Source organism: Aquabacterium sp. (assembly GCF_036273115.1).
GTDB lineage: Bacteria > Pseudomonadota > Gammaproteobacteria > Burkholderiales > Burkholderiaceae_C > Aquabacterium.
On record NZ_DASUIN010000027.1, the window covers coordinates 32560 to 55398 of the forward strand.

Genomic DNA, 22839 nt, shown 5'->3' on the forward strand with positions numbered 1-22839 from the left:
TCTGGCCAGGAAAAAAGGCCTCCGCAAGGAGGCCTTTCTTTTTGGGGCTTGTGGCCGCTTTCAGCGTGCCTGCCAGCCCATTTGTGTTGAGATGCGTTGTGCCGAGCCTTTCAGGGCTTCACTCCATTCGGGCGTCAGGCGACTCACAGGCGAATTGAGCGCAAGGCTGGCCACCACTTCCCCTAGGTCGTTGAAAATCGGGGCCGCCACCATCTGAATGGCTGGGTCATGCCCATCGCCATCGTGAGCCAGATTGTTCTGGCGAATCGCATTCAGTTCAGCCTGCAGACCTTCCAGTCGGGTGTTCTGAGCTGACGCCAGGCTGGCAAGTGCGTTGCCTGACTCTCCGATCAACAAGGTCTTACCTGCTGCGCTGGCGGTGAGTGGCACGCGCAGCCCCATCACCCGCGTGACCTGCACGCCATTTCGCTCGGCGACGGTGCGTTCAATGCAAAGCGCATCGTCATCCTGACGAATAAAGAGCGAAACGGGGTGAGCGGTCAGTTTGTGCAGCTCCTGCATGGGCTTGACAGCGAGATCGCGCACGTCCAGTCTGGATTTGACCAGATTGCCCAACTCGAGAAGCCTCAGACCCAGTCGATAACTGCCTGGGCCTGATCGTTCAACCAGTCTGCCGACGGCGAGATCGTTGAGGATACGGTGCGCCGTAGAGGGGTGGAGTCCAGTTTGTTCGCTGATCGACTTCAACGACACGGCATCGCCTTCATGGGCGAGGGTGTCGAGCAAGGCGAACATTCGGCTCAGAACCTGGATCGAAGTGGAAGCAGTGGAATCACTCATCGGGGTTTTCCTCAGTGAGAACCCATTTTGGTAGATGGGATCCCCGCTCAATCGGCGAAATAATCCAGGGCTTGAGTGCCATTCCGGGTGCCCTTTGTATGCATTGAGGAATTTCCTGACGTTTATGAAGAATATGTTGAAGTGCTGGCCTCAATGGATCGCTGGATTGGGCCTGGCTTGCGCGTCGATGCTCGTTGGGGCCCAAAGACCGTCAGCCGATGAGACGCATCGGGTTGTGGGCGGGGCTGTCGCCGCCGTGGCGCCCGCGGCGGCACCATCAGCGCCGGTGCTGGTCAGGCGATGGGCTTCCGTGCAGAAGGTGTATGGGCGATTGAAAGCCAATGACCTTGGGGTGGTGATCAACACCGATGACCCGTATTCGGTTCAGGTTGGCGAGTACTACATCAAGGCTCGCGGAATCGATCCAGATCACGTGTTGCGATTGGCGTTGCCAGTCAAATCTGTTTTGACGCGTGCGGAGTTCGAGGAACTGGCCACCAAGGTCGATGCCTTTTTTGGCACCAAAGTGCAGGCGCTGGCGCTGGCTTGGCGCGCGCCCTACGCAGTGGACTGCAATTCGATCACTGGCGCCCTGACCATGGGGTTTGACGCGCAGTTGTGCAAGCAGACTTGCGCGGCCAGTCGTGTGTCTTCCTACTTTGGTTCATCAAGCAGTCAGCCTTACAAGGACCACGGCAAGCGCCTGTCCATGCTGCTGGCTGCGCGCGATGCCGGGCAGGCGCAGGCAATGATCGATCGAGGTGTGAAATCTGACGGCACGCTGGGCCTCAGGGGGGCGCCGGCGGTCAATGTGCACTTTGTGACGACATCAGATGCGGTACGCAGCCGCCGACAGGTGCTGTTCCCGCCGGAGGGGCGGGTGCCATCCCTCGGGCTTGATGTGCACCTCGATCAGGTTGATGCCCTGGTCGGAGCAGATCGGGTGCTGATGTACCTGACCGGTCGAGATCGAGTGGATGGTTTGTCGACTGTCGAATTTGTTCCCGGCGCTTTGGCCGACCACCTCACCTCATTTGGCGGGATGCTCGACAACCCACTGGGACAAATGAGCGCACTGGCCTGGATTGATGCGGGTGCGACGGCCTCTTACGGTACCACCAGCGAGCCCTGTGCCCATTTGCAGAAGTTTCCGCACCCACAGGCTTTGTTGCTGTTTTATGCCGGTGGGGCCACGGCCATTGAGGCTTATTGGAAAAGCGTGCAGTGGCCCCAGCAGGGGCTCTTCATCGGGGAGCCGTTGGCGGCGCCTTTCGGTCGCTGATTCAGCTCAGCCAGCCGATCCGAACCTGGGTTGCGATCCACCATTTTTTGAGAGGTGTGAGCAGCAGACGTTCGTGCAGGATTCGGTCCTGGCTGTTCTGGATTTCTCTCAGCAAGGCGAGTTGCATCCAGCTGAGTGCGACGAGCGGACGCATCGCTTTGCGTTCCGCTCGTGGGAGTTTCCGAATGGCCTGTAACGCGTCTTTGATGCGACTGGAGGCTGATGCGCTCAGGGAGTCGAGCAACTTGGGGAAGTTGGGGCCGGCTTGGGGCGCGGGCTTTGTCAGTTCGTGGGCCTTCACGTTGTGCTCCTGAAGCACGTTGACGGGCACATGAACCCAGCCCGCTCTGGCGTCCTGCCCCAGACGCGCCAGTTGATGAATCTGGCGCCAGCCGATTCCCAGGCTGCGTGCGGCTTGCCTGGCTTGCGGGCTGTGGGCCCCCAGGATCACCGCACATCCCTCGGCGGCAGATCCTGTGGTCTGGTCTACGTGCAATTCCAGTGAGGCGGCATCAAGCCAGCGGGTCTGGTGGACGAGGTTGATCTGTCCGTTGATCTGGCTGCGCCACAGTGGCAGTTCGGGCAGGCGCGCCTCACGCCCCTGTGCGGAGCGGCCGGAAAACATCGATTGCGTCAAAGGGTGGCTTGCCTGGCCTCCGCTGGCTTGCTGGATTTCCTGATCCCACCAGGTCAACTTGGCCTCGGCAACGCCGGGGTCTTGCACATTGAAGGGGATCGAGCTGATTTCATGCCACCAATGCCACCAGTCGCGCATCAGGGCTCTGTGCGCCGAAGGGACCATGTGGAGCGCGTAATACAGCGAGCTGCCAAGTGGGGGGAGTTGGTGTAGCCCAGTGTTCTGGGGGGCGAGGCTGTGGTCGGACATGGGAAATAGGAAAACGTCAGCCGCTATTGTCTCAATAGTTGAATTGACAGGGCGTGGCAGGGTGCATACATTACTGACCCGCGAGTCAGTTAGGATGTCGGCTCGCTGAACCAACAACAAGAGTTAGGACATGACGAATTCACGCTGGCAAAAAGTGGCCCTGGCGGCGGTGGTCTCTGCGGTCATCACCTCGATGGCTGGATGCGGGAAGGCCCCGGTAGCCGAGGCCCCGGTTCGGGCGGTCAAAACAGTGGTGTTGTCCGAAACAGGGGGGAGCCTGGATCGTGAGTTCGCTGCCGATATCCATGCGCGCAAAGAGTCGCGCCTGGGCTTCCGTGTGGGGGGGAAGGTGTCTGCCCGTAACGTGGAGCTGGGGCAGTCGGTCAAGGAAGGTCAGGTGCTGGCTCGATTGGATCCGCAAGATCTGCAATTGGGGCAGGAGGCCGCTCGCGCTGGGGTCGTTGCTGCCGAGGCCAACGCGGCTCAGGCTGCGGCAGACCTCAAGCGCTTCACCGAGTTGAAAGCGCAAGGTTTCATCAGCGCAGCGGAGTTGGAGCGTCATGCCGCCATGACCAAGGCTGCCGAGTCCGCTCTCAAGCAGGCGCGAGCCCAAGCTGGGGTTCAGGGTAATCAGACTGCGTACGCCGCGCTCACGGCGCCTGCTGCGGGGGTCATTACCGCTGTGGATGTGGAGCCTGGGCAGGTCGTGGCGCCGGGGCAACCCGTTTTTGTCCTGGCACTCAATGGGCCCCGCGATGCTGTTTTTGCCGTACCCGAAAGTCAGGCCCGATCCACGCGTGCCTTGGTTGGCAAAAAGAATGCGGTTGAGGTTCGCGCGTGGGGAACGGATCGGTGGGTGCGCGCCACGATCCGCGAAATGGCTGCGGCAGCTGACCCTGTGAGCCGCACCTTCCAGGTCAAGGCTGACGTGGGTACCGACGGCTTCGAGTTGGGGCAGACCGCCAGCGTCAAGGTGCTTGCCGCATTGAACAACCGCGAAGGCGTTCGCGTGCCTCTGCATGCCGTTGCCGAACGCGGGGGCAAATCAGTCGTCTGGACCCTAGACCCGCAGACCTACACCGTGCAGCCCCAGGTGGTGACGACAGGAGACATCGTAGGCGATGTCGTTTTGGTGACCAAGGGCCTCAAGCCGGGGCAGGAGATTGTGGTGGCAGGTGCCCATGTTCTGAATCCCGGACAAAAGGTGCGTCGCTATCAGCAGCCCACCCAAGCTGGCAACAAGTCCTGATGGTTGAAGGAACTGGTACGTGAGCACGCCTGAACAAACCGGGTCGGCACAAGGCCGACAACGCTTCAATGTGTCCCGCTGGGCACTCGAACATCCATCCCTTACACGCTACCTGATGGTGGTGCTGATGCTGCTGGGGGTGGCTTCCTATTTCCAGTTGGGGCAGGACGAAGACCCGCCTTTTGCTTTCCGTGTGATGGTGGTTCGTGCCTATTGGCCCGGGGCCTCGGCGAAAGAGGTGGCCGAGCAGGTTACGGACAAGATCGAGCGCACACTTCAAGAGGTGCCCTATGCAGACAAGATTCGCTCCTACACCAAGCCGGGCGAATCTTTGACCCTGTTGCAGGTGCGCGATTCCTCTCCGCCCAAGGAAATTCCTAACCTCTGGTATCAGGCGCGCAAGAAAGTCAACGACATGCGCCATACCCTGCCGCAGGGGGTGTATGGCCCGTTCTTCAATGACGAATTCGGCGATGTATACGGGTCCATTTTTGCCCTGTCGGGTGATGGTTTCTCGGATGAGGAACTGCGCCAGCACGCCGAGCAGGTGCGCTCAGCGCTCCTTCGGGTGCCGTCTGTCGCCAAGGTTGAATTGTTCGGCGTCCAGCCAGAGAAGATCTATATCGAGATCTCTCAGCACCGACTCGCCGAGTTGGGGCTCGATATGAGCCAGCTGATCGGGCAGCTCAACGCGCAAAACGGAGTTGAAAGCGCGGGGGTTTACGCCGGTCAAGCCAACAACGTGCAAATGCGTGTCGCCGGTTCGTTCTCGTCGGTTGAGCAGTTGCGCGCGATGCCGCTGCGTCTCATCAACCCTGTCACCGGGCAGGGGCGTACCTTCAAGCTCGGCGACATTGGCGAGGTACGCAGAGGTTATGAAACACCGGCGACGACTCGCGTACGTCACCAGGGTAAGAGCGTTGTGGCCATTGGCATCTCCATGGCCAAGGGCGGTGACATCATCGCTCTGGGCAAAAACCTGCAAACCGAGGTGCAACGCATTCGAGGTGAACTGCCAGCCGGACTCGATCTGGATCAGGTTCAAGACCAGCCCAAGGCGGTGTCGTCTTCCGTGGGGGAGTTCGTCAAGGTTCTGATCGAGGCTGTGGTCGTGGTGCTGGCCGTGAGTTTCATCAGCCTGGGGTTGCACACCAAGCCCTGGCGCCTCGATATTCGTCCGGGTCTGGTTGTGGCCATCACCATTCCCTTGGTGCTGGCAGTCACCTTTCTGGTCATGTACTACTGGGGCGTTGGCCTGCACAAGATCTCGCTGGGTGCGCTCATCATCGCATTGGGCTTGCTGGTGGATGACGCCATCATTGCCGTCGAAATGATGGTGCACAAGCTTGAAGATGGTTACGACAAGGTCAGTGCGGCCACTGCTGCTTATGATCTGACCGCCATGCCCATGCTGACGGGCACCTTGATCACAGCCGTGGGTTTCCTGCCTATCGGGATGGCTCAGTCAGGTGTGGGTGAATACACCTTCGCCATCTTTGCCGTGACGGCGGCGTCGCTGCTCATTTCTTGGGTGGTATCGGTCTACTTCGTGCCCTACTTGGGGCAATGGTTGCTCAAGACCAAGCCCAAGGTCAGTGCCGACGAGGATTTGTATGACACGCCGTTCTACACCCGCTTCAAAGCGCTGGTGAACTGGTGTGTTCAGCACCGTTGGATCACGATTGGCCTGACCATTCTGGCCCTGGTGGCGGGTTTCATGGGCATGTCTCGCGTGCAGCAGCAGTTCTTCCCTGACTCGAGCCGCCTCGAGGTCCTGGTCGATTTGTGGATGCCAGAGGGCACCAGCTTCCAGACCACCGAGGACGTCGCCAAGCGTTTTGAAGCACGGATGATGAAGGAGCCTGGCGTCAAGACCGTGACCACCTGGGTGGGGTCGGGCTTGCCACGTTTCTATCTGCCCATGGATCAGATCTTCCCTCAAAGCAACGTCAGCCAGGCGGTGGTTCTGCCAGTTGATGCCGCCACCCGGGAGGTGTTGCTGCGCAAGCTACCTGAAATCATGGCAGCAGAGTTCCCTGAAGTTCGCAGCCGTGCCAAGTTGCTGCCCAACGGGCCGCCCGTGCCATACCCTGTGCAGTTCCGAGTCATCGGCAACGACGTTGCCACCGTCCGCCAGTGGGCAGATGAGGCCAAAGCCTTGATGCGAGCCAATGCCGATATGGTGGGGGTCAATGACAACTGGAATGAGTCTGTCAAATCCGTTCGCCTGCAGGTCGACCAGGCCAAGGCGCGTGCCATGGGCGTTACCACGCAGTCCATTGCGCAAGCCACCCGTGTGCTGACTTCGGGTAGCCCGATTGGGCAGTTCCGCGATGGCGATCGCACCATCGACATCATGCTGAAGTCGCCGCAGTCTGAACGCGAAACCCTGTCTGCGCTGGGTAACGCCTACGTGCCCACCGCGACTGGGCGCATGGTCCCCATCTTGCAAGTGGCGCATCCCGTCATGGTCTGGGAGCCGGGCGTCTTGTGGCGCGAGGGGCGGCACTTTGCTGTGACCGTTCAGGGTGATGTTCGTGAAGGCGTACAGGGGCCGACCGTCAGCAAGGTCTTGTGGCCTCAGATGCAGGCCTTGCAGGCCAAGATGCCTGACGGGTATCGCATCGAGCAGGCAGGTACCACAGAAGAATCCAGCAAAGGCCAGGGCTCGATTTTTGTGAACGTGCCGGTCATGCTGTTCATCACCTTCACTTTGCTGATGTTGCAGCTGCAAAGCTTCTCGCGAGCCTTGCTGGTGTTCCTCACCGGCCCCATGGGCATTGCCGGGGTGGCGCTGGCTCTGCTGGTGTCTGGTCGTCCGTTCGGTTTTGTGGCCTTGCTGGGTGTGATCGCCCTGATGGGCATGATCATGCGCAACTCGGTCATCCTGATCGACCAGATCGAGCAGGATCGTGCCCAAGGCGTGCCGGCGTGGACCGCCATCGTGGATGCGGCTGTGCGCCGGTTCCGCCCCATTGTGTTAACGGCGGCGGCGGCCGTGCTTGCCATGATCCCGCTGTCGCGTAGCGTGTTCTGGGGGCCGATGGCCGTGGCCATCATGGGGGGCTTGATCGTGGCCACCGCATTGACCCTGCTGGCGTTGCCTGCAATGTACGCTGCGTGGTTCAGGGTGCGCAGAGATGCTTGAATCGAGCAAAACTGACCAATTGCCGAGCTAGAATCACAGATTCGACCGAATAGCCAGTTTGGGCGTTTTTGCGCCCAGACCATTTTTCTGGTCCATGCGCGGGTGGCGAAATTGGTAGACGCACCAGGTTTAGGTCCTGACGCCAGCAATGGTGTGGGGGTTCGAGTCCCCCCCCGCGCACCAGACCGTTTCTTATCAATCAAGACTGAGAGTTCAGATCATGGCAGTCACCGTGGAGACCCTCGACAAGCTGGAGCGACGCATCACCCTGTCGCTGGCAGCTGACGTCCTCAAGAATGAAGTCGACGCCCGCCTGAAGAAGCTGGCCCGCACCGTCAAGGCCGATGGCTTCCGCCCAGGCAAGGTGCCGATGAACGTGGTGGCACAGCGCTACGGCTACTCCGTTCAGTACGAAGTGCTGAACGACAAGCTGGGCGAAGCCTTTGCCAAGGCCGCTACCGAAGCCAACCTGCGCGTGGCTGGTGCTCCCTCCATCGCTGAAAAGCAGGGCGAGCCCGTTGATGGTCAGGTCCAATTCGACGCCACCTTCGAGGTCTATCCCGAAGTGTCCATCGGCGACCTGTCCACCGTTGAAATCGAGCGCGTCAATGCTGACGTGAACGATGCAGCCATCGACCGCACCATCGAAATCCTGCGCAAGCAGCGTCGTACTTTCGCTCAACGTCCTGCCGCTGAAGCAGCAGCCGATGGCGATCGCGTGACCATCGATTTCGAAGGCAAGATCGACGGCGTGCCCTTCGAAGGCGGCAAGGCCGAAGGCTTCCAGTTCCTGCTGGGCGAAGGCCAGATGCTCGAAGCTTTCGAGAAGGCTGTGCGTGGCATGAAGGCTGGCGAATCCAAGACCTTCCCCCTGAAGTTCCCTGACGACTACCACGGCAAGGACGTGGCCGGCAAGGAAGCCGACTTCCTGGTTACCGTGCAGAAGATCGAAGCGCAGAACCTGCCTGAAGTGAACGAAGAGTTCATCAAGAGCCTGGGTCTGGCCGACGGTTCGCTGGACACCCTGCGCGCCGACATCAAGAAGAACCTGGCTCGTGAAGTGAAGTTCCGCGTGGCTGCCCGTAACAAGGCTGCTGCTCTGGAAGGTCTGCTGACCGTGGTCAACTTTGATCTGCCCAAGGCTTTGATCGATGCTGAAACCGAGCGTCTGCTCGAAGGTGCTCGCGCTGACCTGAAGGCTCGCGGCATCAAAGACGCCGACAAGGCTCCGATTCCTGCCGAAATGTTCAAGCCTCAAGCCGAGCGTCGCGTGCGCCTGGGCCTGACCGTGGCTGAACTGGTCAAGGCCAACAACCTGCAAGCCAAGCCCGAGCAACTGCAAGCTCACATCGAAGAGCTGTCGCAGAGCTACGAGCAACCCGCTCAAGTGGTGGCTTGGTACATGAGCGACCGTCAGCGCATGGCTGAAGTGGAAGCTGTGGTCATCGAGTCCAACGTGGCTGAGTTCATCCTGTCGAAGGCCAAGGTCACCGACAAGACCCTGGGCTTCGAAGAGCTGATGGGCCAACAAGCCTGATAGGCGACGGAGATCTGAGCTGGGCCTGTGGCCTGGCTCGAAGCACCTGTCATTCCCTTGGGGATGCAGGTGCTTTTTGTTTCGTGCACCCTGGTTTGTGCGTGCAAACAACGGAAAGACGATCAAGGTAGTCCGCCGCTTTTTCCGGCGTTCGACAAGGTCGATCTGGACGTCATAATCATTTCACACACAAAAATTGCCGCGTTGCCGAGGGCAGGGCGGTTTTTCTGAAGGATGCACATGAGCGCACTGGATACGCAAAACCTGGGCTTGGTGCCCATGGTGATTGAACAATCAGGCCGTGGCGAGCGTGCCTACGACATCTACAGCCGCCTGCTGCGCGAGCGTGTGGTGTTTCTGGTCGGTCCCGTCAACGACCAGTCGGCCAACCTCGTAGTGGCCCAGTTGCTGTTCCTGGAGAGTGAAAACCCTGACAAGGACATCTCCCTGTACATCAACTCCCCGGGTGGCAGCGTGAGCGCCGGCATGTCGATTTTCGACACCATGCAGTTCATCAAGCCCGATGTGTCTACCCTGTGTATGGGTATGGCCGCCTCGATGGGCGCGTTCCTGTTGGCCGCTGGCGCCAAAGGCAAGCGTTTCGCCTTGCCCAACTCCAAAATCATGATTCACCAGCCGCTGGGGGGTGCTCAGGGTCAAGCCACTGACATCGAAATCCATGCGCGTGAAATTTTGAAAACCCGCGAACAGCTCAACCGCATCCTGGCTGAGCGCAGCGGTCAGTCCCTGGAGAAGATCCAGGCTGACACCGAGCGCGACTACTACATGTCGGCAGCCGAGGCTGCCACCTACGGACTCATCGACAAGGTGTTGGAAAAGCGTCAATAAGGCGGGTAGGGTCGGGGTTCTTCGCGAACTTGTTCACGGCCCTATTTGTCTTATTATCAGAACCCATACCTTGCCGACTCTTTGACAGGCCGCACCATGCCCGAGAAAAAAGGCTCATCAAGCGAAAAAATCTTGTACTGCTCCTTCTGCGGAAAGAGTCAGCACGAGGTGAAAAAGCTCATCGCAGGCCCGTCCGTCTTCATTTGTGACGAATGCATCGAGCTGTGCAACGACATCATTCGTGATGAAGTGGCAGCCGAAGCCGAGCAGGCTCGTCCTGCCAAAAGCGATTTGCCAACCCCACTGGAGATCAAGGAAAGCCTTGATCAGTATGTCATTGGCCAGGACACAGCCAAGCGTACGTTGTCGGTGGCGGTGTACAACCACTACAAGCGCCTCAAGCACATGGGCCACGACGGCAAGAAGCCCGACGTGGAACTCGCCAAGAGCAACATCTTGCTGATCGGGCCCACTGGCTCGGGCAAGACCCTGCTGGCCCAGACCTTGGCTCGCTTGTTGAACGTGCCGTTCGTGATTGCCGACGCCACCACCCTGACCGAAGCCGGTTATGTCGGTGAAGACGTCGAAAACATCATTCAGAAGCTGCTGCAGAACTGCAATTACGAGGTAGAAAAGGCCCAGCGAGGCATTGTCTACATCGACGAAATCGACAAGATTTCGCGCAAATCCGACAACCCCTCCATCACGCGTGATGTGTCGGGTGAGGGCGTGCAGCAGGCCTTGCTGAAGCTGATCGAAGGCACCATGGCTTCGGTTCCACCGCAGGGTGGACGCAAGCACCCGAATCAGGACTTCCTGCAGATCGACACGACCAACATCCTGTTCATCTGCGGTGGCGCTTTCGACGGTCTGGAAAAGATCATTCAAAGCCGCTCGGTCAAGTCCGGCATCGGTTTTGCCGCCGAAGTTCAGAGCAAGGACGAGCGCAAAGTCTCCGAAGTGTTCCGCGAGGTCGAACCCGAGGATCTGATCAAGTTCGGGATCATTCCCGAATTGATCGGCCGGATGCCCGTGGTCGCCACCCTGGGTGAGCTGACCGAGGATGCTCTGGTGCAGATCCTGACCGAACCCAAGAACGCCTTGGTCAAGCAGTACCAACAGCTGCTGTCCATGGATGGCGTGGAACTGGAAATCCGTCCTGCGGCCTTGTCTGCCATTGCCCGTAAAGCTCTGGCGCGCAAGACCGGGGCGCGTGGGCTGCGTTCCATTGTGGAGCAGTCGCTGCTGGACACGATGTTCGAATTGCCGACGAAAGAAGGCGTTCAGAAAGTCGTGCTGGATGAATCCACCATCGAGGAGAACGCGAAACCCTTATTGGTTTATCGGGAACAGGCCAAGGCCAGTGCTTGAGCAGGCACTTCAATGTCCGCTTTGATTGGGCACCGCTGAAAAACCGTCCCTTTTCTGGTTTTTCCGGTGCCCTTGTGTTTTGTCCGTGAGACCCCAACTGGGTTTCAGAGAAAGTGAGCCACATCATGTCAGGACACCCCATTCTTCCCTCTGAACCGATCTCCCTGCCACTGTTGCCTTTGCGCGATGTGGTGGTCTTTCCCCACATGGTGATCCCGCTGTTCGTCGGGCGTCCGAAGTCGATCAAGGCTTTGGAAGCTGCGATGGAAGCTGGGCGTCAGATCATGTTGGTTGCCCAAAAAGCTGCCGGCAAGGATGAGCCCAAGGCGGAGGACATGTTCGAAATCGGATGTGTTTCCAGCATCCTGCAAATGCTGAAGCTGCCGGATGGCACCGTGAAGGTGCTGGTGGAGGGCGTTCAGCGTGCCAATACCACGTCCATCGACGACAGTGGTGAGTTCTTCACTGCCGAAGTGGTGCCGGTTCAGCCTGAAGCTCAGGTCACCCCTGAAGTGGAAGCGCTGCGCCGCGCAGTGACTCAGCAGTTCGACCAGTACGTCAAACTCAACAAGAAAATCCCGCCCGAAATCCTCACCTCGATTTCTGGCATTGACGATGCCGGCCGACTGGCCGATACCATCGCTGCTCACTTGCCTCTGAAGCTCGAAGCCAAGCAGGCCGTGCTGGATTTGTTCTCGGTGTCTCAGCGGCTGGAAAAGCTGCTGGAGCAACTGGAGCATGAGGTCGACATCCTGCAGGTTGAAAAGCGCATCCGTGGCCGCGTCAAGCGCCAGATGGAGAAGTCTCAGCGTGAGTACTACCTGAACGAGCAGGTCAAGGCCATCCAGAAGGAATTGGGCGAAGGCGAAGAGGGGGCCGACATCGAAGAGTTGGCCAAAAAGGTCGAAGCCGCTCGGATGCCCAAGGATGCACGCAAGAAGGTCGAGGCCGAACTCAAGAAGCTGCGTCTGATGTCGCCCATGTCGGCCGAAGCCACCGTGGTGCGCAATTACATCGAGACCCTGGTCAACCTGCCATGGAGCAAGAAGTCCAAGGTCAAGCACGACCTGACCAATGCCGAGCATGTGCTCAATGAAGAGCACTATGGTCTGGACAAGGTCAAGGAACGCATCCTTGAGTATCTTGCTGTGCAGCAACGCGTGGACAAGGTCAAGGCGCCCATCCTGTGCCTGGTTGGCCCTCCTGGCGTCGGTAAGACTTCGCTGGGGCAGTCGATTGCCCGTGCTACTGGCCGCAAGTTCGTTCGCATGGCCTTGGGTGGTGTGCGTGACGAGGCTGAGATCCGTGGTCACCGCCGCACTTACATCGGCTCCATGCCCGGTAAGGTCTTGCAAAGCCTGAGCAAGGTGGGTGTACGCAACCCCTTGTTCTTGCTGGACGAGATCGACAAGTTGGGCATGGACTTCCGTGGTGACCCTTCATCGGCGCTGCTGGAAGTGCTCGACCCCGAGCAGAACCACACCTTCGGCGACCACTACATCGAAGTCGATTTCGACTTGTCGGATGTGATGTTCGTGGCGACGTCGAACTCGCTGAACATTCCGCCTGCTTTGCTGGACCGGATGGAAGTGATTCGTCTGGCGGGTTATACCGAAGACGAGAAGGTTCACATCGTTCAAACGTATCTGCTGCCCAAGCAGATCAAGAACAACGGTGTGAAGGACGGTGAACTGGATGTGGCGGAAAGCGCCATCCGCGGCATCATCCGTTACTACACTCGTGAAGCTGGCGTCCGCTCGCTGGAGCGTGAAATCTCCAAGATCTGTCGCAAGACGGTCAAGGGCTTTGCGCTGAAGCAGTACACAGGCAAGGTGGTTGTGACCGACGAGAACCTGAATGATTTCCTGGGCGTGCGCAAGTACTCCTACGGTCAGGCGGAGAAGGACAACCAGGTCGGTCAAGTCGTTGGCTTGGCGTGGACCGAGGTGGGCGGCGATTTGCTGACCATCGAAGCCGCAATCATGCCCGGCAAGGGCAACATCATCCGTACTGGCCAGTTGGGCGACGTGATGAAGGAGTCGGTCGAGGCTGCTCGCTCGGTGGTTCGTAGCCGTGCTGCCCGCTTGGGCATCAAGGACGAGTTGTTCGAGAAGCGTGACATCCACATCCACGTGCCTGATGGCGCCACCCCGAAGGATGGTCCGTCGGCGGGTATCGCCATGACGACGGCCTTTGTTTCGGCTCTGACGGGCATTCCTGTGCGCGCTGATGTCGCCATGACGGGGGAAATCACCCTGCGCGGTGAGGTCACGGCCATCGGTGGCTTGAAAGAGAAGCTGTTGGCCGCACACCGAGGTGGCATCAAGACGGTGTTGATTCCTGAAGAGAACGTCAAGGACTTGCAAGAGATCCCTGACAACGTCAAGAGCGACATCGAGATCGTGCCCGTGAAGTGGATCGACAAGGTCTTGGAAGTGGCTTTGGAGCGCGCCCCTACACCTTTGCCTGAAGAAGAGGCCAAGGTTGAGGCCAAGCCTGAAGCCGCAGCCGCACCAGCGTCGCCTACAAGCAACGATGTGCTGAAACACTGAAAAAAGTTTTGGCCTATTTGACAAACGGGCCAAAACCGCGCTATAGTTCAGTTCTTCGCTGATCACGCACCAACGTGATCAAAACAGCAAAGCAAGCGGTAACGCTAGAGCATCTGTTAAAGCGAAGGCTGCAAGCAAATGGATTCGTCCAAATGCGCGCAATATGCGGGATTAGCTCAGTTGGTAGAGCGATACCTTGCCAAGGTATAGGTCGAGAGTTCGAGCCTCTTATCCCGCTCCATATCCTAAAGGGAAGCCGTGTTGTAAACAGGCTTCCCTTTTTCACAGGTGCCTTGCGTTCGCAAGGATTCCTGCCAGCTTTTTTGGCGCGGTAGCAAAGCGGTTATGCACCGGATTGCAAATCCGTGTAGGTCGGTTCGACTCCGGCCCGCGCCTCCAAGACCGAGCCCCTTCAACCTGGTTGAAGGGGCTTTTTCGTTCTGGCGAGTGGGTGGCTGAAATGCCGCCCAAATCCCGGATTCATCAGGCTATCAGCGGCGACAGAGTCTTGCACCATATGAGACGAACGAGGGGCAATCTCCTCCCCCCATAACTCTCAGTCTAAAGGTGGCCTGCCATGACGAAAACGCTGGACCTCGGATGCGGTTTGAAGCCTAAAAACCCGTTTAACGCCGCAGAGGTTTATGGCATTGATGTCCGTGATGATGCCGATTCCAACATCGTCAAAGCCGATCTGGTGGTGGATCCGATTCCCTTTCCTGATGACTCATTCGAGTACGTGACTGCCTATGACTTCCTGGAGCACATTCCTCGATTGATCTACACCCCGACACGTCGAAACTCGTTTATCGAGCTGATGAATGAAGTCTGGCGTGTGCTGAAGCCGGGTGGTCATTTCTTGTCTTTCACGCCTGCTTATCCGCACTCGGCCGCATTCTGTGATCCAACACACGTGAACTTCATTACCGAGGAAACGTTCCCGAACTATTTTGACGACGTCAAAACGTGGGCGGTGATCTACGGGTTCAAGGGGAAGTTTCAGGTGGTCAGCCAGGAGTGGCGCGGCAGCCATTTGATGGCCGTTCTGCGCAAGGTGGCATGAGGTTTGAGCCGATAGCCGGGGGGACTTGCCTGCGCTTGAAGCCGAGGGCAAGAGACTAGGCCAGGGAAGCCTGCTCAACTGAAACCTTGAGTTGGTGCCCCGAGCCGGACTCGAACCGGCACGCCGCCTATTCAGCAAGCGGCGGATTTTAAGTCCGCTGTGGCTACCGATTTCACCATCGGGGCTAGGCTGCTGAGTGTAATGGCAGTACAGTTGGTGCAACACGATGACGATTTTTTGCAACAACTTGCGCTGGTTGGCGAAAATGATGTATAGTTCAGTTCTTCGCTGATGACGCGCCAACGTTATCAAAACAAAGCGATACGCGGGATTAGCTCAGTTGGTAGAGCGATACCTTGCCAAGGTATAGGTCGAGAGTTCGAGCCTCTTATCCCGCTCCATATTCCTAAAAGGGAAGCCCAGTGATTCACATAGGCTTCCCTTTTTTGTCAGGACACGAATCCTGATTGCCTTTTCGGGGCGCGGTAGCAAAGCGGTTATGCACCGGATTGCAAATCCGTGTAGGTCGGTTCGACTCCGGCCCGCGCCTCCAGATACAAAGCCTTCTGTACCCCGGCGGTTCAGAAGGCTTTTTTGTTGGTGCCGGGCAGAGTGGTGCCGTGTATCAACTGGCTTCGACCAGACGGCTTGTTTCCTGCAAGATCTCGGCTCCGCGGCGGGTCAAAACCAGCATGCTGCCAAGCTCCTTGAACCACACATTCGCGTGGCGTCGTACGAAAAGCGGGTCAACCACAGAGGGCCTGATCCCGTCGCCGGTCTTTTTCCCGTCAAAGAGCTTGCGGAAGAGAGCCAGGTCATCTTCGGTATAGAGGTGGGTGCTGTCCATCGGATGCTTTCATCAAACTCCAATGTCAGCATGCTGCCAGATATTCAGGAACTGCGCCTGCTGTTGTAGGGGAATCCTGATGTGTGGCGGTAAAAAATGACAAAAATGAACAGTCCTAGCGGGACGGCTTACCCCGCATTTTTGACCAACTGAATGACCCGCATCTGGTCCTCATGGCTGAGGTCCGGATACATGGGAAGGCAGAGCACGCCTCGGGCCGCCTGGCTGGCGACGGGGAGATTGTCGCGGTGTGCCGAGGGAAGGCCGCGATACATTGGGAACTCTGAGATCAAGGGGTAGAAGTACCGTCGAGCGTAGATGTTGTTGTTGCGCATGACGGTGTAGAGCGCGTCACGGTCGATGGGGTAGTTCTGATCAAGCAGGATCGGAAAGTACGAATAGTTCGAGACCGTTTCCCCTGACCGGTCCAGGCAGCGGATGCCAGGGACCTCAGCCAGGTGCTCTCGGTAGATCGCATCGATTTCCTGTCGGCGCTGGATGGCGCCGTCGATGTATTTCAGTTGGAGCATACCCAGCGCGGCATTGAATTCGCTCATCTTGCCGTTGATGCCGGGAGCAACCACGGTGACTTCGTCCACGAAGCCGAAGTTCTTCAAATGATCGATGCGCTGCTTGGTTTTGGCATCGGGGCACACGATGGCGCCGCCTTCGAAGGTGTTGAAGACTTTGGTGGCATGGAAGCTCAGGACCGACAGATCGCCGTAGCGCAGGATGCTGCCACTTTCGTTACGCACACCGAAGGCGTGGGCTGCGTCGTAGATGACTCGCAGGTTGTAGTTGTCTGCGATTTTCTGAATGGCATCGACATCGCAAGTGTGGCCGTAGCAGTGCACCGGCATGATGGCCGTGGTCTGCGGAGTGATGGCCGCTTCGATCTTGCTGGGATCAAGGTTGAGCGTGTTGGGGTCAATGTCGACGAACACGGGTTTGATGCCATTCCACAGCAATGAATGGGTTGTGGCAACAAAGGAGTAGGGTGTGGTGATGACTTCACCGGTGATGCGCAGGGCCTGCAGGGCGGTGACCAGCGCGATGGTGCCATTGGAGAACAGAGCGATGTGTTCAACGCCCAGGTATTCGCAAAGGGCCTTTTCCAGTTGCTGGTGGAATGGACCACCGTTGGTCAGTACTTTGCTGTCCCAAATCTTTTCCAGATAGGTTGTGAACTCCTCCAACGGGGGCAGGAATGGCTGGGTAACGAAGACCTGTTTGTTGCTCATCAGCTTGCTCCGAAGTGGGGCCGGTTCAAACGGACAGGGCCGCCCAGTCCACATTCGGGCTGAGGTAGCCTTCCATGGAGTGAGTCGAGAGCCCGGGGATGGGGGTCAGAAGGACACGACCACGTTTCTGGGTCAGTTGGGTGAAGAAGTGGTAGTCGGTCTTGCCACTGGCCCAGATGTCGAAATCACGCTCGAGTTCCGCCTTGCTGACGATGAAGGAAGCGCAACTGGAAGGCGCAGTCCGCCAGTGATGTGAGTGAGACAGCAGCAGCCGACTTTGAAGGTCGTGGTACATCGGCAGGATGTATTTGTCTTTGTGGTCATACAAAGACACGATGTCGAACTGGTGTGGGCTGTTGTACAGCTCAAGGACTTTGCTGACCCAACCGTGTTGGTGCAGGTAGTCGTTTTCCAGGAAATAGATCAGGTCGGAGTCGGGAACGGGTAGAGAGCGAGCCAGCGACATCGTGATCAGAAACGAATTGATGTCTGAGCCACCTTTGATGAACTGGATCTTGACGCCCAGTGCCTCGTTGGCAATGTAGGGCGCGATGAAATCAGTCTGCAGTTGCTCAAGAGACCCGTCGTACACGACTGTCAACGAAACACGGTGGCCTTGCGGGTCGGCGGCGATGGTCTGCAGCAAGTTGTGGAAGCACTTGGCATGGGAGAACCATTCCGGACGCGTTTTATTGGGGTCGCGACTCCGCTTTTCTGCGGACACGTGAACGTGTCTGTAAAGAATGTGGATCCGGCGTTCTTGTGCTGCCATCGCGACCTCGGGGTCTTGTGTTTATGGTGGGATATGAGTGTCCAGAGTAGTGGAAGCCTTGGCTGGCCAGTGGGGGCAATAAAAAGCCATTTCCCGCTCTGTTCCCATGTCATGGAATTCTAGAGGCCAAGCTGGTGGCGATGGGCAATGTGCCACAGCGGGGAAATACGCGGTATTCGGGCCTCTATTGCGGCTAAAGCAGCTTGGCCTCGACACCTAGCATTCCTGTATGTGCCCCCAAAGGGTTGGTCTTCGAGCGACCTGCCCGTTGCAGTTTGGGGTGCATACAAGGAGTTTTTGGTTGAACACCCCTGACGAGTCCGATCTGATCGAGCCAGTCAACATGCCCGATGCTGAGGTGGCAGGGGATGGTGCGTCTTCGGTGGACGATCCCTTGCTCGAAGCGGTGATGTGGCTTTGCCGACATCACGGGGTGGATCGCACGGAAAACTCTCTGTTGAATGGCACGCGCCCGGAAGGGGCCATGACGGGCCAGCAGGCGGTCGAGGTGCTCAAGCGTGCGGGTTTCAGCGCGACGCTGGTCAAGCGTCCGCCAGGCAAGATCCTGGGCTTGCTGATGCCGGTGGTGCTGTTGCTGCGCAACGGCGATGCTGTGATCTTGACCAAGCGCATCAGTGTGCGATCCAAGCGCGCCGGTGGTGCCCGCTACGAAGTGGTCATGCCGGGGGCAGGTGGCGAGGTGGTGACCGCCACCGAAGAGGAGTTGCTGCCAGAGTATTCGGGCTACGCCTTGTTGGCCGCGCTCAAAAGCAGCAATGGTCAGGGGGCCGCGGCAAGTCATGTCGATGAGCCTGACGCCCATTGGTTGTGGTCCACCATGAGGAACTACTTGCCCTACTACCGGGGGGCGATGGTGGCAGCGTTGCTGAGCAACATGCTCATGCTGATCACGGGTTTCTTTACCTCGGTTGTTTATGACAAGGTGATTCCGCACAAGGCCATGACCACGATGTGGGCCATGGGGGTGGCGGCCATTCTGGGCATTGTGTTTGATCTGGCCGCACGCCAGTTACGCAGCTACCTGATTGACATCGCTGGCAAGAAGGCTGACCTGGCGATGGGCAACATTCTGTTCAATCAGGCCATCAATATCCGCCTGGAGCACAAACCAGATTCTGCAGGCTCGTTTGCGCACAAACTGGCCCAGATTGAAGTGGTGCGGGAGTTCTACACCTCGGCCAGCACGGCGGTGTTGACCGACATGCCCTTCATCCTGGTCTTTGTTCTGATGACCTATGTGGTGGCGGGGCCGCTGGCCATGGTGTTGCTGATTGCAGTGCCTGTCGTGCTGGGTATGTCTTTCGGGGTGCAGTCGATTCTGCGCCGCCTGATGACTGCGAACATGTCACAGCATGCGGACTTGCAAGGCACTCTGGTGGCAGTCGTCGAGGGCTTGGAGGATGTTCGGGCAGCTGGCGCGCAGGGGTATTTCTTGCAGCGCTATCAAGCTGCGAACGCGGCCGCGGCATCCTCTTCGTTGAGGGCTCGCGCCATCGCGTCGATCGTCAACAACTTCACCATGATCATGCAGCCATTGGTGACGGTGGCCATGCTGATCTGGGGCGTGATCCTGATTCAGGATGGCCACATTTCCAGTGGCGCGCTGATTGGTGCGGTGATGTTTGCAGGGCGCGCCATTGCGCCGCTGTCGTCAGTGGTGATGCTGGCCGGACGGTTCCAGGGGGCGAGGGCGGCCATGCGCACGCTCAATGACTTGATGGCGATACCAACCGAACGTGACCCGGAGAAGCGTTATCTGTCTCGGCCGACCGTGCAGGGGCAGTTGGCCCTCAGGGACGTGAGCTTTGCCTATCCGAAGGGCAACCGTCAGCATGCGCCCACTGTGCTCAAAGGCGTCTCGCTGGAGATCCGCCCTGGGGAGCGGGTGGCCATTCTTGGCAAGATCGGCAGTGGCAAGTCCACTATTTTGCGTTTGCTGGCGGGCTTGTATCAGCCGACGGATGGCTTTGTGGAAGTGGATGGCATCGACTTGCGGCAGATCGACCCGATGGATTTCCGCACCCATGTGGGCTTCGTGTCGCAAGAGCCTCGCTTGTTCCAAGGCACTTTGAAAGAAAACGTGATGTTGGGGCGTTCGCACGCCAACATGGAGCGTTTCATTGAGGTGGCGCGTCAGACCGGGTTGGACAAGCTGGCTGCGGCCCATCCCATGGGCTATGACTTGCCGGTTGGTGAGATGGGCAGCTTGCTGTCGGGCGGTCAGCGGCAATTGGTCGCACTGGCTCGCTGTCTGGTGACGCAGTCACAGATTCTGTTGATGGATGAACCGACCAGCTCCATGGACGCCCAGTCGGAGGCAGGGTTCATCAAGCATCTCAAAACGGCCGTGAATGGGCAGACCTTGGTGGTGGTGACCCACCGACCAGCACTGCTGGAAGTGGTGGATCGCATTATCGTGGTCGACAACGGCCGATTGCTGGCTGATGGACCCAAGGCCCAAGTCTTGGCCCTGCTGGCCGGACAACGACCCGGTCAGCCAGCACCCCAGCAAGCCGCGCCACAAGCGCCTGCACCGCAGCGCGAGCTGGCGATGACAGCCTGAGGGTGGCGGCATGAAATGGTTTCGCCGCAAAGAGAGCCTGGCTGGTGAGTACTTCGCCGGTGACGAGCAGTTTCTGTCAGGCATCAAGGAAGCCAATGTGGTGGAAAGCGCGGTCAAGGCGACCTGGGCGCTCTACCTGATGTGCGCCGTGGTGTTGGCTGCAGGCATCTGGGCTTCGCTGGCGCGGGTGGATCAAATTGTGAAAGCCGATGGCCGTGTGGTGGCCGAGGGGCGTGAGCAGGTGATCTCCAGCCTGGAAGGCGGCATTCTCGGCAAGATGATGGTGCGTGAAGGCATGTTGGTCGAGAAGGGCCAGGATCTGGTCCAGCTTGATCCGACCCGTTTCGAGGCTCAGCAGAACGAAGGGCAGGCCAAACGCATCGCTTTGCTGGCCACTGTGGCTCGGCTTCAGGCGGAGGCGCTTGGGAAGTCCCTGAAATTTCCCCCCGAGGTTCTGGCAAACCAGGCGGTGGTGCAGGGCGAGACTGAATCTTACGAAGCGCGTCGCCAGGCCTTGAATGAAGCGGTTGGCGTGACCCGCCGCAGCTTGAGCTTGCTGCAACGCGAACTGCGCATGTCGGAACGACTTGCAGCCAGTGGCCTGATGTCCGAAGTCGAAGTGATGCGCCTGCAACGCCAGGCCAACGACCTCGGTCTCCAGATTCAAGAACGTGTGAACCGCTTCCGTCAGGACGCCAGTGCCGAGTTGGTGAAGGCTCGTACCGAGTTGGCCCAGCTGGAAGAGCAAATGGTGGTCAAGCAGGACGTGCTGAGCCGCACGACATTGAAGTCGCCTGTTCGCGGTCTGGTCAAGAACATTCGCATCGCCACGGTGGGCGGCGTGGTCCAGGCCGGCGCGGCCATCATGGAAATTGTGCCGCTGGGATCGAGGGTGCTGATCGAGGCCCGAATCAAACCGGCAGACATCGGGTTCGTGAAAAAAGGGCTGCCTGTGACCGTCAAGTTATCGGCTTACGACTACTTTGTCTATGGTGGACTAGAGGGCGTGATCGATTACATCAGCCCTGACGCGCTGGCAGAGGAGGGCAAGGCCAATTCGCCTGACGCCACCTACTACCGCGCTTTGATTCGCGCTGACGTGTCGACCTTGAAGAAGGGTGGCCAGCCTCTGTCGGTGATACCGGGGATGACGGCCACGGCGGAGATGCGAACGGGTGAGCGAACTGTCATGCAGTACATCCTGACGCCGCTGATGAAGTCGAAGGAAGCTTTCCAGGAGCGCTGAGCCATGAAGCTGTCAAAATTTTGGATTCGAGCCGTACCAGCATTGGTCATGGTGGGCTGCAGCAATGTGGTTTGGGCGGCGCGCTGCAGCGAGGATCTGGCCAACCAGAACCTGGAAAAGTACCTGAAGTCGGCTTCGCGCAATGCGGCACCAGAGAAGGTGGAAGTCGAGCCCCAGGTGGAGCCCATGACTCAGTTGCAGGCCATCTCCAGGGAGGCGGCCAAGCGCAGCGCCTCCTTGGGCGCCGCGCGCTTGCTGGCCGAGGCGGCTGAATTTGATCTGACTGAAACAAAGGCGGGGCGCTGGCCTACCGTGTCGGTAAACGGCACCTTGGGCGCGATTGGCAATCAGATCGGGCAAAACGATCCGGTTCGCCAGAAGCAGGCCAGTGTGTCGCTCAATGTCAGCGCCAATCTGTATGACGGGGGGCGCTTGCGCCAGTTGATGGCCTATCGCAACGAACTGCTGGGGGCGGCGCGCTATGGCGCGGCCGTAACGCAGGACCAGGTGGTGCTGGAAGCAATTTCTGCGGCTTTGGAACGCAGCCGATACAAATTGCAGGCCCAGGTCTACCAGCAGTACATGCGCAAAATGAGCTGCTTGGTAGAGGCCCTGGAAGGCATCGTTGCCGAAGACAAGGGCCGGACCAGCGAATTGATCCAGGTTCGCAAGACCCAGGCCCAGACCGAGTTGCAACGTGATCAGGCCTTGGCCCAGAGCCGCCAGAGTGAGTTGAAGCTGCGCAAGCTGGTCGGTGATTTGAACGTGACGGGCGATGGATTTACCTTGCCATTGTCTGTGGTGCCGGAGATTGGTGAAATCAACCGCCAGATCGAGTTTGGCAGCGATGCCCAGCAACTGCGAACCCAGGCTGACGCTGCAGATGCTTATGCCCAGGCGGTTGCCGCGGGCCAGCGCCCTCAGCTGAATTGGAATGTGGGCAAGACCGAGGCAAGGCAGGGCGGAACCCCGGTGTCCTCCTGGCAGGCTGGGGTCACCTTGAGCTATTCCCTGTTCAATGGTTTCTCGGATGACGCGGCAGCCCAAGCGGCTTTGCGAAGGGCTCAGGCGACTCGTTCGCAACTGACTGATCTGCTCAACACGAAATACGCTCGTACGGCCGAGGTCTATGACATTGCCACCAGTGCGTTCGACCGAGCCAAGCGCTATGTGGATGTGCTGCGCGACAGCGAACGGGTGCGCAACTTCACTTTCCAGCAGTGGTCTCAGATTGGCAAACGCTCCTTGTTTGATGTCATGTCAGCCGAGAGCGACCACTTCAACCTGAGAATTTCGTACGTGAATGCGCTGTACGACGGGTATCAGGCGACCGCGCAACTGCGTGCCATGGGCTCAGGCCTGAGTGCCTGGGTGATGCCTGAGCAGCGTTGATAAGCCCGGTTTTTGGGGC

The 22839-nt window shown here is 58.6% G+C and carries 16 protein-coding genes and 6 tRNA genes; 16 read left to right on the forward strand and 6 right to left on the reverse strand.

Annotated elements, in window-relative coordinates:
* Positions 1-60: 60 nt before the first annotated feature.
* Positions 61-801 (reverse strand): IclR family transcriptional regulator, encoded by a 741-nt coding sequence (locus VFW72_RS11855; protein ID WP_329674510.1) that lies wholly within the window; start codon positions 799-801, stop codon positions 61-63.
* Between the two features lie 133 nt (positions 802-934).
* Between VFW72_RS11855 and VFW72_RS11860 the strand changes: the two genes are divergently transcribed.
* A complete protein-coding gene (locus VFW72_RS11860) occupies positions 935-2083 on the forward strand; it encodes a TIGR03790 family protein (RefSeq protein ID WP_329674511.1) in 1149 nt (382 codons plus the stop codon).
* A 1-nt stretch (position 2084) separates the two neighbouring features.
* On the opposite strand, the gene VFW72_RS11865 is transcribed toward VFW72_RS11860, so the two are convergent.
* The gene (locus tag VFW72_RS11865; RefSeq protein WP_329674512.1) at positions 2085-2969 is read right to left on the reverse strand and encodes a squalene/phytoene synthase family protein; all 885 of its coding nucleotides are present in this window, start codon (positions 2967-2969) and stop codon (positions 2085-2087) included.
* 130 nt (positions 2970-3099) lie between these two features.
* Between VFW72_RS11865 and VFW72_RS11870 the strand changes: the two genes are divergently transcribed.
* The 10 genes from VFW72_RS11870 to VFW72_RS11915 all read left to right on the forward strand — a co-directional run bounded on the left by VFW72_RS11870 (position 3100) and on the right by VFW72_RS11915 (position 14738).
* The gene (locus tag VFW72_RS11870; protein ID WP_329674513.1) at positions 3100-4218 is read left to right on the forward strand and encodes an efflux RND transporter periplasmic adaptor subunit; all 1119 of its coding nucleotides are present in this window, start codon (positions 3100-3102) and stop codon (positions 4216-4218) included.
* 19 nt (positions 4219-4237) lie between these two features.
* On the forward strand, positions 4238-7366 hold the full coding sequence (locus VFW72_RS11875) for an efflux RND transporter permease subunit (protein ID WP_329674514.1): 3129 nt from the start codon (positions 4238-4240) through the stop codon (positions 7364-7366).
* A 96-nt stretch (positions 7367-7462) separates the two neighbouring features.
* A tRNA-Leu gene (locus tag VFW72_RS11880) sits at positions 7463-7549 on the forward strand.
* 37 nt (positions 7550-7586) lie between these two features.
* Positions 7587-8903, forward strand: a complete 1317-nt coding sequence (gene tig / locus VFW72_RS11885; RefSeq protein WP_329674515.1) for a trigger factor — start codon at positions 7587-7589, stop codon at positions 8901-8903.
* A gap of 240 nt (positions 8904-9143) precedes the next feature.
* Positions 9144-9752 carry an ATP-dependent Clp endopeptidase proteolytic subunit ClpP gene (clpP, locus tag VFW72_RS11890; protein WP_329674516.1) on the forward strand — a complete coding sequence of 203 codons (609 nt, stop codon included), beginning with the start codon at positions 9144-9146 and terminating at the stop codon, positions 9750-9752.
* Positions 9753-9848: 96 nt separating this feature from the next.
* Positions 9849-11123, forward strand: coding sequence for an ATP-dependent Clp protease ATP-binding subunit ClpX (gene clpX, locus VFW72_RS11895; RefSeq protein WP_329674517.1), 1275 nt, complete (start codon positions 9849-9851; stop codon positions 11121-11123).
* A 125-nt stretch (positions 11124-11248) separates the two neighbouring features.
* Positions 11249-13675, forward strand: coding sequence for an endopeptidase La (lon, locus tag VFW72_RS11900; RefSeq protein WP_329674518.1), 2427 nt, complete (start codon positions 11249-11251; stop codon positions 13673-13675).
* Positions 13676-13840: 165 nt separating this feature from the next.
* A tRNA-Gly gene (locus VFW72_RS11905) sits at positions 13841-13916 on the forward strand.
* 84 nt (positions 13917-14000) lie between these two features.
* Positions 14001-14074: transfer RNA gene (locus VFW72_RS11910), tRNA-Cys, on the forward strand.
* Between the two features lie 178 nt (positions 14075-14252).
* Positions 14253-14738 carry a class I SAM-dependent methyltransferase gene (locus VFW72_RS11915; protein ID WP_329674519.1) on the forward strand — a complete coding sequence of 162 codons (486 nt, stop codon included), beginning with the start codon at positions 14253-14255 and terminating at the stop codon, positions 14736-14738.
* A gap of 92 nt (positions 14739-14830) precedes the next feature.
* Here VFW72_RS11915 and VFW72_RS11920 read toward each other — a convergent pair.
* Positions 14831-14923: transfer RNA gene (locus tag VFW72_RS11920), tRNA-Leu, on the reverse strand.
* A 140-nt stretch (positions 14924-15063) separates the two neighbouring features.
* On the opposite strand from VFW72_RS11920, the gene VFW72_RS11925 reads away from it, so the two are divergent.
* Both VFW72_RS11925 and VFW72_RS11930 read left to right on the forward strand, forming a co-directional pair.
* Positions 15064-15139: transfer RNA gene (locus tag VFW72_RS11925), tRNA-Gly, on the forward strand.
* A 78-nt stretch (positions 15140-15217) separates the two neighbouring features.
* Positions 15218-15291 (forward strand) — tRNA-Cys (locus tag VFW72_RS11930).
* A gap of 72 nt (positions 15292-15363) precedes the next feature.
* Here VFW72_RS11930 and VFW72_RS11935 read toward each other — a convergent pair.
* The 3 genes from VFW72_RS11935 to VFW72_RS11945 all read right to left on the reverse strand — a co-directional run bounded on the left by VFW72_RS11935 (position 15364) and on the right by VFW72_RS11945 (position 17598).
* Positions 15364-15585: a hypothetical protein gene (locus VFW72_RS11935; RefSeq protein ID WP_329674520.1), complete on the reverse strand. Its 222-nt coding sequence runs from the start codon at positions 15583-15585 to the stop codon at positions 15364-15366.
* A 128-nt stretch (positions 15586-15713) separates the two neighbouring features.
* A complete protein-coding gene (locus VFW72_RS11940; RefSeq protein ID WP_329674521.1) occupies positions 15714-16826 on the reverse strand; it encodes a DegT/DnrJ/EryC1/StrS family aminotransferase in 1113 nt (370 codons plus the stop codon).
* Between the two features lie 25 nt (positions 16827-16851).
* Complete coding sequence (locus tag VFW72_RS11945) at positions 16852-17598, reverse strand: hypothetical protein (protein WP_329674522.1); 747 nt, start codon at positions 17596-17598, stop codon at positions 16852-16854.
* Positions 17599-17899: 301 nt separating this feature from the next.
* Here VFW72_RS11945 and VFW72_RS11950 point away from each other — a divergent pair, with 301 nt between their 5' ends.
* The 3 genes from VFW72_RS11950 to VFW72_RS11960 are packed head-to-tail and all read left to right on the forward strand — an operon-like array spanning position 17900 to position 22820.
* Positions 17900-20182 carry a type I secretion system permease/ATPase gene (locus VFW72_RS11950; RefSeq protein ID WP_329674523.1) on the forward strand — a complete coding sequence of 761 codons (2283 nt, stop codon included), beginning with the start codon at positions 17900-17902 and terminating at the stop codon, positions 20180-20182.
* 10 nt (positions 20183-20192) lie between these two features.
* Entirely contained in the window at positions 20193-21428 is a 1236-nt protein-coding gene (locus VFW72_RS11955; RefSeq protein WP_329674524.1) for an HlyD family type I secretion periplasmic adaptor subunit, read from the forward strand.
* Between the two features lie 3 nt (positions 21429-21431).
* Entirely contained in the window at positions 21432-22820 is a 1389-nt protein-coding gene (locus tag VFW72_RS11960) for a TolC family protein (protein WP_329674525.1), read from the forward strand.
* Positions 22821-22839: the final 19 nt, after the last annotated feature.

Excerpts from the sequence above, each read along its gene's own strand:
- VFW72_RS11855 (WP_329674510.1), bottom strand. The coding sequence starts at position 801 with ATGAGTGATTCCACTGCTTCCACTTCGATCCAGGTTCTGAGCCGAATG.
- VFW72_RS11915 (WP_329674519.1), top strand. The coding sequence starts at position 14,253 with ATGACGAAAACGCTGGACCTCGGATGCGGTTTGAAGCCTAAAAACCCG.
- VFW72_RS11935 (WP_329674520.1), bottom strand. The coding sequence starts at position 15,585 with ATGGACAGCACCCACCTCTATACCGAAGATGACCTGGCTCTCTTCCGC.
- VFW72_RS11945 (WP_329674522.1), bottom strand. The coding sequence starts at position 17,598 with ATGGCAGCACAAGAACGCCGGATCCACATTCTTTACAGACACGTTCAC.
- clpP (WP_329674516.1), top strand. The coding sequence starts at position 9,144 with ATGAGCGCACTGGATACGCAAAACCTGGGCTTGGTGCCCATGGTGATT.
- VFW72_RS11960 (WP_329674525.1), top strand. The coding sequence starts at position 21,432 with ATGAAGCTGTCAAAATTTTGGATTCGAGCCGTACCAGCATTGGTCATG.
- VFW72_RS11865 (WP_329674512.1), bottom strand. The coding sequence starts at position 2,969 with ATGTCCGACCACAGCCTCGCCCCCCAGAACACTGGGCTACACCAACTC.
- lon (WP_329674518.1), top strand. The coding sequence starts at position 11,249 with ATGTCAGGACACCCCATTCTTCCCTCTGAACCGATCTCCCTGCCACTG.
- tig (WP_329674515.1), top strand. The coding sequence starts at position 7,587 with ATGGCAGTCACCGTGGAGACCCTCGACAAGCTGGAGCGACGCATCACC.
- clpX (WP_329674517.1), top strand. The coding sequence starts at position 9,849 with ATGCCCGAGAAAAAAGGCTCATCAAGCGAAAAAATCTTGTACTGCTCC.
- VFW72_RS11955 (WP_329674524.1), top strand. The coding sequence starts at position 20,193 with ATGAAATGGTTTCGCCGCAAAGAGAGCCTGGCTGGTGAGTACTTCGCC.
- VFW72_RS11870 (WP_329674513.1), top strand. The coding sequence starts at position 3,100 with ATGACGAATTCACGCTGGCAAAAAGTGGCCCTGGCGGCGGTGGTCTCT.
- VFW72_RS11860 (WP_329674511.1), top strand. The coding sequence starts at position 935 with ATGTTGAAGTGCTGGCCTCAATGGATCGCTGGATTGGGCCTGGCTTGC.
- VFW72_RS11940 (WP_329674521.1), bottom strand. The coding sequence starts at position 16,826 with ATGAGCAACAAACAGGTCTTCGTTACCCAGCCATTCCTGCCCCCGTTG.